Below are 8,961 nucleotides of genomic sequence, written 5' to 3' on the forward strand. Positions count from 1 at the left end.
CGGCCCGCTGCGCGAGGCCGCCCGGGTGCCCTGGCCCCGGCTGGGCCGGGCCCGCTCCCGCCCGTCCGGCACCGCCGTCCCACTGGTGCGCCGGGAGGCGCCGTACGGCCCCTGGCTGCCCGGTTCCCGGGCCCCGGAGGTCGTACTGACCCAGGCCGGTGCTATGGGTTCGACGGCGTGATGCGCATCACTGTGCAGGGACAAAACGGACACCATCTTTGTGCACACGTTCACAAACGCATAGCCTGGCTGCCAAAGCCCAGCTTCACCCACAGGAGCACCGTGGCAATCGGCCGATCACCACAGAGCAGTTCGCAGACGCCCGACCAGGGCGCCGCGCGCCGACCCTCGCGTGCCCGGGGCATCCCGGAGGCGACCGTCGCCCGCCTGCCCCTCTACCTGCGGGCCCTCACCGCGCTCTCCGAGCGCTCGGTGCCGACCGTCTCCTCCGAGGAGCTGGCCGCCGCGGCCGGCGTGAACTCGGCCAAGCTGCGCAAGGACTTCTCCTACCTCGGCTCGTACGGCACCCGCGGCGTCGGCTACGACGTCGAGTACCTCGTCTACCAGATCTCCCGCGAGCTCGGCCTGACCCAGGACTGGCCGGTCGTCATCGTCGGCATCGGGAACCTCGGCCACGCGCTCGCCAACTACGGCGGGTTCGCCTCCCGTGGCTTCCGGGTGGCCGCCCTGTTGGACGCCGACCCCAACGTGGTCGGTTCCACCGCGGCCGGACTGCCGGTGCGGCACATGGACGAGCTGGAGTCGATCGTCGAGAGCCAGCACGTCTCCATCGGCGTGATCACCACCCCACCCGGTGCCGCCCAGCAGGTTTGCGACCGGCTGGTCGAGGCAGGCGTTACGAGCATCCTGAACTTCGCCCCGACCGTGCTGGCCGTTCCGGACGGCGTGGACGTGCGCAAGGTGGACCTGTCCATCGAGCTCCAGATCCTCGCCTTCCACGAGCAGCGCAAGGCCGGGGAGGAACCGGACGACCGCGCCGAGTCGGTGCTGGACCGTGCCCCCGGTCCGGTCCGGGCGGCCGCGGCCAAGTTGCGCCGGGCGGCCGGCGGCAGCGGCAAGGGCCGCGGCACCGCCGAGTCGGTGGCCAAGGACCAGGCCGAGCAGGCCAAGGAAAAGTCCGCCAAGGGCGGCGACGGGGATCTCTCCGCGGTGATGCCCGCATGAACACCGAGAGCTGTGGGGGGCGGGCATGAGCCTTCTCGTCGTAGGGCTGAGCCATCGCACGGCCCCGGTCGGGGTGCTGGAGCGCGCCGCGCTGACCGGTGAGGTGCCGACCCGGCTGCTGCACGACGCGGCCGCCACCGCGACGGTCGCCGAGGCCGCGCTGCTGAACACCTGCAACCGGATCGAGCTGTACGCGGACGTGGACAAGTTCCACGCCGGCGTCGCCGAGCTGTCGCTGCTGCTGGCCCACCACAGCGGGGTGGACCTGGAGGAGCTGACCTCCCACCTGTACGTCCACTACGAGGACCGCGCCGTCCACCACCTCTTCTCGGTGGCCTGCGGCCTGGACTCGATGGTCGTCGGCGAGGGCCAGATCCTCGGCCAGCTGCGCGACGCGCTGGCCAAGGCCCAGGAGGAGCACACCGCCGGGCGCGGCCTGAACGAGCTGTTCCAGCAGGCGCTGCGGGTCGGCAAGCGGGCGCACAGCGAGACCGGCATCGACAAGGCCGGCCAGTCGCTGGTCACCTTCGGCCTGGAGCAGGTCGCGGCGGGCGCGGGCGAGATCGCCGGCAAGCGCGCGCTGGTGGTCGGCGCCGGTTCGATGAGCTCGCTGGCCGCCGCCACCCTGGTCCGCTCCGGCGTGACCGACCTGCTGATCGCCAACCGGACCCCGGCCCGCGCGGAGCGGCTGGTCGAGATCCTCGGCCCGGACGTGGCCCGGGTCCTGGACCTCGCCAAGGTGCCGGAGGCGCTCGCCGACGTGGACCTGGTGATCTCCTGCACCGGCGCGGCAGGCGTGGTGATCAAGGCCTCGGACGTGGCCGCCGCGGTCGCCTCCCGCGGGGCGCCCGAGCCGCTGGCCCTGCTCGACCTGGCCATGCCGCGCGACGTCGACCACGCCGTGCACGAGCTGGCCGGCGCCCTGCTGGTCGACCTGGAGAGCCTCTCCCACGCGCACGCCGCCAGCCCCGGCGCCGGCGACGTCGACCAGGTCACCCGGATCGTCTCCGACGAGGTGACCGCCTTCGGCGCCGCCCAGCGGGCCGCCCGGATCGCGCCGACCGTGGTCGCGCTGCGCTCGATGGCCTCCGACGTGGTCGCCGCCGAGCTCGGCCGGCTGGACTCCCGGCTGCCCGACCTGGACGAGCGCTCGCGCGCCGAGATCACCCAGACCGTCCGCCGCGTCGTCGACAAGCTGCTGCACGCCCCGACCGTCCGGGTGAAGCAGCTGGCCGCCGAGCCCGGCGGCGCCTCCTACGCGGAGGCGCTGCGCGAACTGTTCGACCTCGACCCGGCGGCCGTGCACGCCGTGTCGGGCACGCCCCTCGGCGGCGCGCCCCAGCCCTCGACCGGGGGCACCAGATGAACCGTCAGCCATCCCACGAGTACCACCGGGACGATCACCTCATGAATGGTCAACCGATCACGGAGCAGCCCACGGCCACCGCGGCCCTGCGGCTCGGCACCCGGCGCAGCGCCCTCGCCATGGCGCAGTCGGGCATGGTGGCCCGCGAGGTGACCAGGGTCACCGGGCGCCCCGTCGAGCTGGTCGAGATCACCACCTACGGCGACACCTCCCGGGAGTCGCTGGCGCAGATCGGCGGCACCGGGGTGTTCGTCTCCGCGCTGCGCGACGCGCTGCTGGAGGGCCGGATCGACTTCGCCGTGCACTCGCTCAAGGACCTGCCCACCGCCGCCCCCACGGGCCTGGTGCTGGCGGCCGTCCCCGAGCGCGAGGACGTCCGGGACGCCCTGGTCGCGGCCGAGGGCCTGGCCCTGGACGAGCTGGTGGAGAAGCTCGCCGGCGCCGGCCGCCCGGCCCGGATCGGCACCGGCTCGCCCCGCCGGATGGCGCAGCTGAACGCCTGGGCCGCCGCCCGCGGCGCCCAGCTGGAGACCGTCGCGATCCGCGGCAACGTGGACACCCGGATCGGCTTCGTGACCAGCGGCGAGCTGGACGCGGTGGTGCTGGCGACGGCCGGCCTCAACCGGCTCGGCCGCAGCGCCGAGATATCCCAGCACCTCGACACCGAGCTGATGATCCCGGCCCCCGGCCAGGGCGCGCTCGCGATCGAGTGCGCCACCGCCGACACTGCGCTGATCGCCGCGCTCGCCGCCCTGGACCACGCCCCCACCCGGGTCGCCGTGGCCGCCGAGCGCGCCCTGCTGGCCACCCTGGAGGCCGGCTGCTCGGCGCCGGTGGCCGCACTGGCCACCTGGGGCCGGGAGAACGAACTGCGGCTGGACGGCGTGGTCGGCGACCCCGACGGAACCGCCCTGCTGAAGATGTCCGCCAACGGTCCGATCGTCCTCGACGAGACCGCCGAGCAGCAGGCGGCGGCCCTCGGCCGCGCGCTGGCTGACCGGCTGCTCGCCGCGGGCGCGGCCGCCCTGATGGGGGAGCGAGCCCGATGAGCCCCACCACCGCCACCGATGCCCTGTTCCCGGCGGGACAGCCCGCCACCGGACGGTGCACCTTCCTGGGCGCGGGCCCCGGGGACCCGGGCCTGCTGACCCTGCGCGCGGTCGAGGTGCTGTCCACCGCCGACGTGCTGGTCGCCGACCCGCTGACCGCCGCCGCCGTGCGCAGCCACTGTCCGGCCGGCGTGCAGGTGCACGCCCCAGCCGCCGAGGGCACCGACTTCGACCTGGCCAAGCTGGTCGCCGAGGCCGTCCGCTCCGGCAAGCACGTGGTCCGCACCGTCGACGGCGACCCCGGCCTGGACGGCTGCGCCGCCGAGGAGATGCTCAGCTGCGCGGGCGACGGGATCCCGTTCGAGGTGATCCCCGGCGTCGCCCAGTCGGTCGGCGTTCCGGCGTACGCGGGCGTCCCGCTGCGCGCCGGGTCCGGTACCGACGTGCGCTTCGTGGACGGCGCCGCGCTGCTGGCCGGCAAGCCGGTGGACCTGGGTGCGCCGGAGACCACCCTGGTGGTCCGCACCACCCTGGGCCAGCTGCCCGCCACCGCCACCGCCCTGGTCGCGGGCGGCCGCAAGCCGGAGTCGGCGCTGAGCGCCACGCTCTCCGGCACCACTACCCGCCAGCGGACCTTCACCTCCACCCTTTCCGGCATCGCGGCCGACCTGAAGGCCGCCCGGGTGCTGCCCTCGCCGGTCTCCGCCCCGGTCGACCCGGCCACCTCGGTGATAGCCGTGGTGGGCGAGCAGGTCGCCCACAGGGCCTCGCACTCGTGGTTCGAGACCAAGCCGCTGTTCGGCTGGAACGTCCTCGTGCCGCGCACCAAGGAGCAGGCCACCGGCCTGTCCGAGCAGCTGCGCTCGTACGGCGCGGTGCCGCAGGAGGTGCCGACCATCGCGGTCGAGCCGCCGCGCACCCCGCAGCAGATGGAGCGGGCCATCAAGGGCCTGGTCACCGGCCGCTACGAGTGGATCGCCTTCACCTCGGTGAACGCGGTGCGCGCCGTCCGGGAGAAGTTCGAGGAGTACGGCCTGGACGCCCGCGCGTTCGCCGGGATCAAGGTCGCGGCGGTCGGCGAGACCACCGCGCAGGCCCTGGTGGACTTCGGCGTGAAGCCGGACCTGGTGCCCTCCGGCGAGCAGTCCGCGGCCGGACTGCTGGAGGACTGGCCGCCGTACGACCCGGTCTTCGACCCGATCGACCGGGTGCTGCTGCCGCGCGCCGACATCGCCACCGAGACCCTGGTGGCGGGCCTGGTCGAGCTCGGCTGGGAGGTCGACGACGTGACGGCGTACCGGACGGTGCGCGCCTCGCCGCCGCCGGCCGAGACCCGTGAGGCGATCAAGGGCGGCGGATTCGACGCGGTGCTGTTCACCTCGTCCTCGACCGTCCGGAACCTGGTCGGCATCGCGGGCAAGCCGCACAACGTGACCGTCATCGCCTGCATCGGCCCGGCCACGGCCAAGACCGCCGAGGAGCACGGCCTGCGGGTCGACGTGATGGCCCCGGCGCCGTCGGCGGCCGCGCTGGCCCAGGCGCTGGCAGACTTCGGAGCCAAGCGCCGTGACACCGCGACGGCCGCCGGTGAGCCGGTCTACCGGCCCAGCGAGCGCCGTCCCGGCTCGCGCCGCAAGGCCCGCTGACACCCCTCATGGCCGGGGGCGGCCGACCGTCGCCCCCGGCACTGCACAACCGTTCGGAGAGAGAAGCCGTGTCCGCTGAATTCCCGTACGTACGCCCCCGCCGGCTGCGCCAGAGCCCGGCGATGCGCCGCCTGGTGGCCGAGACCCGGCTGCACCCGGCGGAGCTGATCCTGCCGCTGTTCGTCCGTGAGGGCGTCAGCGAGCCCGTCCCGGTGAGTTCGATGCCGGGCGTGGTCCAGCACACCCGGGACACCCTGCGCAAGGCCGCGGTGGAGGCCGCCGAGGCGGGCCTGGGCGGCCTCATGCTGTTCGGCGTCCCGGAGGTGCAGGACGCGACCGGCACCGAGGGCACCAACCCGGACGGCATCCTCCAGCAGGCGATCCGGGACGTGGTCTCCGAGGTCGGCGACTCCCTGGTGGTCATGTCGGACCTCTGCCTGGACGAGTACACCGACCACGGCCACTGCGGCGTGCTGGCCGCCGACGGCAGCGTCGACAACGACGCCACCCTGGAGCGCTACGCCGAGATGGCCCGGGTGCAGGCCGACGCCGGCGTCCACCTGGTCGGCCCGTCCGGCATGATGGACGGCCAGATCGGCGTGATCCGGCGGGCGCTGGACGAGGCCGGGCACCAGGACGTGGGCATCCTCGCCTACACCGCCAAGTACGCCTCGGCCTTCTTCGGTCCGTTCCGCGAGGCCGTCGGCTCCTCGCTCAAGGGCGACCGCAAGACCTACCAGCAGGACCCGGCCAATGCCCGCGAGTCGCTGCGCGAGCTGGAGCAGGACCTCGCCGAGGGCGCGGACATGGTGATGGTGAAGCCGGCCATGGCCTACCTGGACGTCCTGCGGCAGGTCGCCGACGCCTCCCCGGTGCCGGTCTCCGCGTACCAGGTGTCCGGCGAGTACGCGATGGTCGAGGCGGCCGCCGCGAACGGCTGGATCGACCGGGAGCGGATGATCATGGAGACGCTCACCTCGATCCGCCGCGCGGGCGCCGAGCAGATCCTCACCTACTGGGCCCTCGAAGCCGCGAGGATGATCAAGTAGCGGGCACCGCACGGCGGAAGGCCGGGCCGCTCCCGACGGGGGCGGCCCGGCCTTCCTGGTTCCTGCTACATGCCCACGTCGCCGGCGTGCGCGAAGCCCGCGCCGCCGCCGATCAGGTCGGTGGAGGTGGCCGCGCCGCCCCCGAAGCCGCCGGCGACGACGTCGCCGGCGTGGGCGACACCGAAGCCCTCGCCGGCCAGGAACGGCTTGTCGGCGGAGGCCGCGAACTCGCCGCCGCCGATCACGCCGACGTGGGCGAAGGCCGGGGTGGCGGCACCCGCGAGCGCCAGTGCGGCGGCGGCGGTCAGGGCGGCCTTGGCCAGCTTGCTCTTCATGGAACTGCCCTCTCTCTGGGAGCGCCCCCGCGGGCGCTCTGACACGTGATCACAACCGGCGGTCCTGATCGGCGATCCACGCGCCGGACCGGACCGCCGCTCACCCGTCCGGACCGCGCTGCGGCGCGGCCGGGCGGACACCTCGTCCGCACAGCCCGGAGGGCCCGGGGTGGTGTTCCTCCCCGGGCCCTCCGACCGTGCTGCGCCCCTTGATCAGCCGATCAGGTGCGAGACACCGCCGTCGCCCGAGGACTGGGTGTTCTGGCCGACGTCGCAGATCTGCTTCGGCTGGTTGTCCAGGACCGGGACCTCGATCGGCACCGCGAGGCCGATGAGGGCGCCGACGGCCACGTTGTGGATCTCCGGCAGGCAGATGTTCGGGTTGTCCAGAACGTGGCTGTTCGGGCTGCCGTTGCCGTAGGTGCCGGTGTGGTTGGTGCCGCCGTTGCCCTGGACGGAGGTGGCGGAGCCGTCCGAGTCGGCGATGGCGGAGGCCGAGCCGGCGGACATCGCGAGAGCCGCGGCGGCCAGGCCGGCGGCGGCGAGGGACTTCTTGATCATTTCTGGCTTTCCTCTCGGGGCGAATCGGGGAGCGATTCGTAGGTGGATCGGAGGGTGGTGCAGGGAGAACGGAGCGGCGTCCGATCAGCCGACCAGGTGGGACACGCCGCCGTCGCCCTGGCTCTGGGTGCCCTGGCCGACGGTGCAGTACTGCCTGCCGCCGTTGTTGGCGATCGGGACCTCGACCGGGACGGCCAGACCGGCCACGGCGACCGCGATGTTGTGGATCTCGGGCAGGCAGATGTTCGGGTTGTCCAGGAAGTGGAAGTTCGGGCTGTCGTTCCCGACCGTGCCCGTGAAGTTGGTGCCGCCGTTGCCCTCGATCGAGGCCGCGGCGCCGTCCGAGTCGGCGATGGCCGAGGCGGGCGCGGCGGCACCGGCCAGCGCGGCGACGGCCAGGCCGGCGGCGGCGAAGGACTTCTGGATCATGGCGAGATCCCTCTCTGAAATGCTCTTTGGATTCCGTGCGTGCAACGCTGAGAACGCCCAGACCCGGTCTGCAGTCACTGACGTCCAGATCAAAGAACGACGGCACGGAAGGTTACGGGGATTTTTGAAAAGGGTCCCGGAGGCGCGACAGTGTAGGGATTCCGGTCGGATTATTAGCCCGAACCGGTTAACCGCCGCAATCCGTTCTCCTGGTCACTCGTTGAGCAGCTCGCTTTCCGGCTGCGGCCCCGCAGCCCTCTCCAGTGATCTCCAGTACGGACAGCAGAACGGTGAAAAGCATGAAGTTCTCCAAGCGGGCCGGCGCGATGCTGCTGGCGGTCGGTGCCGGCGTGCTCGCCTCCCCGGGAGCGGCCGGCGCCGCCACCCCGGTCGGTCCCGACCAGGTCGGCGCCCTGGAGGACGCGCTGGCCACCCAGCAGGTCCCGGCGGACATCCCGCTCGCCCCGCTGGGCAGCCGCCTCACGGCCGGCATCCCGACCTCCCTGCTCATGCCGCCGGTGCCCGGCCGGACCACCAGCACCGGCGGCGAGCTGATCCCGGAGCGGATCCTCCCCGAGCTGGGCACCGGCAAGGTCGGCCCGAGCGCCAATGCCGAGCTGCCGCTCCCGCTGGTCGACCAGGGCGCCGACCTCGGCAAGGTGCTGCTGGACGCCCCGGCCGCGCCGCTGCACGCCAAGACCCCCGGGCTCACTCTCGGCAAGCCGCTCTCGCTCGCCCAGGACGGCGCGGGCCAGCTCGCCGACGGCCGGTTCAAGGTGGACGAGATCGACCCGCGGCTGGTCACCGGCGCGGTGCAGGTGATCCCCGGGGCCAAGGCCAGCCTCGGCGGCGAGGACAGCAGGGTCTCCGTCACCGACACGGCGGGCGCCCTCGCGGGGACCATCACCGCGATGACCACCGGCGTGGTGGGGCAGACCGGCCTGACCGACCTCACCCGGCTCTAGCCGTCGCCCCGGCGAGGAGGGCACGAGAGCCCGGCAGGAGGCCGGTCAGCCCGCCGGCCAGCGGGAGGTCCTTGATGCCGCCGCCGTCGCTCAGCGGGCCGGTCAGCGTCCCGGTGCCGACCGAGGGCAGGCCCTGGTCCGGCTGGAGGACCGCGCCGTTGTTGAGGAAGTCGGCGGAGGACTTCGCCCACGGGTCCAGCCGCAGGCTCTTGATCGGCGCGATGCCGTAGCCGAGGCCGGTGGTCGTCCCGTTCAGCGCCTGGCCGACGTCGGTCCTGGTCAGCGTGGCGGGGCCGGCCGGCGCCTCGCCCGGCACGGTCGCGGCCTGCGCCGAACCGGCGCCGAGCAGCACCGCGGCACCCGCGGCGGCGGCCAG

General features: G+C 73.7%; 10 protein-coding genes and 1 pseudogene. 7 read left to right on the forward strand and 4 right to left on the reverse strand.

Annotated features, from left to right (window positions below):
* The 6 genes and pseudogenes from KS423_RS30130 to hemB form a co-directional block, all read left to right on the forward strand.
* Positions 1-181 (forward strand): annotated as a pseudogene (locus KS423_RS30130) (hypothetical protein); the annotation flags it as partial.
* A 101-nt stretch (positions 182-282) separates the two neighbouring features.
* On the forward strand, positions 283-1,185 hold the full coding sequence (locus KS423_RS30135; protein WP_224282937.1) for a redox-sensing transcriptional repressor Rex: 903 nt from the start codon (positions 283-285) through the stop codon (positions 1,183-1,185).
* 25 nt (positions 1,186-1,210) lie between these two features.
* A complete protein-coding gene (locus KS423_RS30140; protein ID WP_224282938.1) occupies positions 1,211-2,551 on the forward strand; it encodes a glutamyl-tRNA reductase in 1,341 nt (446 codons plus the stop codon).
* 41 nt (positions 2,552-2,592) lie between these two features.
* The gene (gene hemC / locus KS423_RS30145; protein ID WP_224282939.1) at positions 2,593-3,600 is read left to right on the forward strand and encodes a hydroxymethylbilane synthase; all 1,008 of its coding nucleotides are present in this window, start codon (positions 2,593-2,595) and stop codon (positions 3,598-3,600) included.
* The gene (locus KS423_RS30150) at positions 3,597-5,246 is read left to right on the forward strand and encodes a bifunctional uroporphyrinogen-III C-methyltransferase/uroporphyrinogen-III synthase (RefSeq protein WP_224282940.1); all 1,650 of its coding nucleotides are present in this window, start codon (positions 3,597-3,599) and stop codon (positions 5,244-5,246) included. The genes hemC and KS423_RS30150 overlap by 4 nt, the downstream gene beginning before the upstream one ends.
* Before the next feature lie 68 nt (positions 5,247-5,314).
* The gene (gene hemB / locus KS423_RS30155) at positions 5,315-6,295 is read left to right on the forward strand and encodes a porphobilinogen synthase (protein WP_224282941.1); all 981 of its coding nucleotides are present in this window, start codon (positions 5,315-5,317) and stop codon (positions 6,293-6,295) included.
* Between the two features lie 65 nt (positions 6,296-6,360).
* Here the strand turns inward: hemB and KS423_RS30160 are convergent, their stop codons facing one another.
* The 3 genes from KS423_RS30160 to KS423_RS30170 all read right to left on the reverse strand — a co-directional run bounded on the left by KS423_RS30160 (position 6,361) and on the right by KS423_RS30170 (position 7,620).
* Positions 6,361-6,630, reverse strand: a complete 270-nt coding sequence (locus KS423_RS30160) for a hypothetical protein (RefSeq protein ID WP_224282942.1) — start codon at positions 6,628-6,630, stop codon at positions 6,361-6,363.
* A gap of 213 nt (positions 6,631-6,843) precedes the next feature.
* Positions 6,844-7,191 carry a rodlet layer protein gene (locus tag KS423_RS30165; protein WP_224282943.1) on the reverse strand — a complete coding sequence of 116 codons (348 nt, stop codon included), beginning with the start codon at positions 7,189-7,191 and terminating at the stop codon, positions 6,844-6,846.
* An 84-nt stretch (positions 7,192-7,275) separates the two neighbouring features.
* A complete protein-coding gene (locus tag KS423_RS30170; protein WP_224282944.1) occupies positions 7,276-7,620 on the reverse strand; it encodes a rodlet layer protein in 345 nt (114 codons plus the stop codon).
* A gap of 299 nt (positions 7,621-7,919) precedes the next feature.
* Between KS423_RS30170 and KS423_RS30175 the strand changes: the two genes are divergently transcribed.
* Entirely contained in the window at positions 7,920-8,585 is a 666-nt protein-coding gene (locus KS423_RS30175) for a hypothetical protein (RefSeq protein ID WP_224282945.1), read from the forward strand.
* On the opposite strand, the gene KS423_RS30180 is transcribed toward KS423_RS30175, so the two are convergent.
* Positions 8,572-8,961 (reverse strand): hypothetical protein (locus tag KS423_RS30180; protein ID WP_224282946.1); only part of this gene is annotated, 390 nt, incomplete at its 5' end. The two genes, KS423_RS30175 and KS423_RS30180, sit on opposite strands and share 14 nt — an antisense overlap.

This window comes from Streptomyces sp. LS1784 (assembly GCF_020103755.1).
Taxonomy (GTDB): domain Bacteria; phylum Actinomycetota; class Actinomycetes; order Streptomycetales; family Streptomycetaceae; genus Kitasatospora.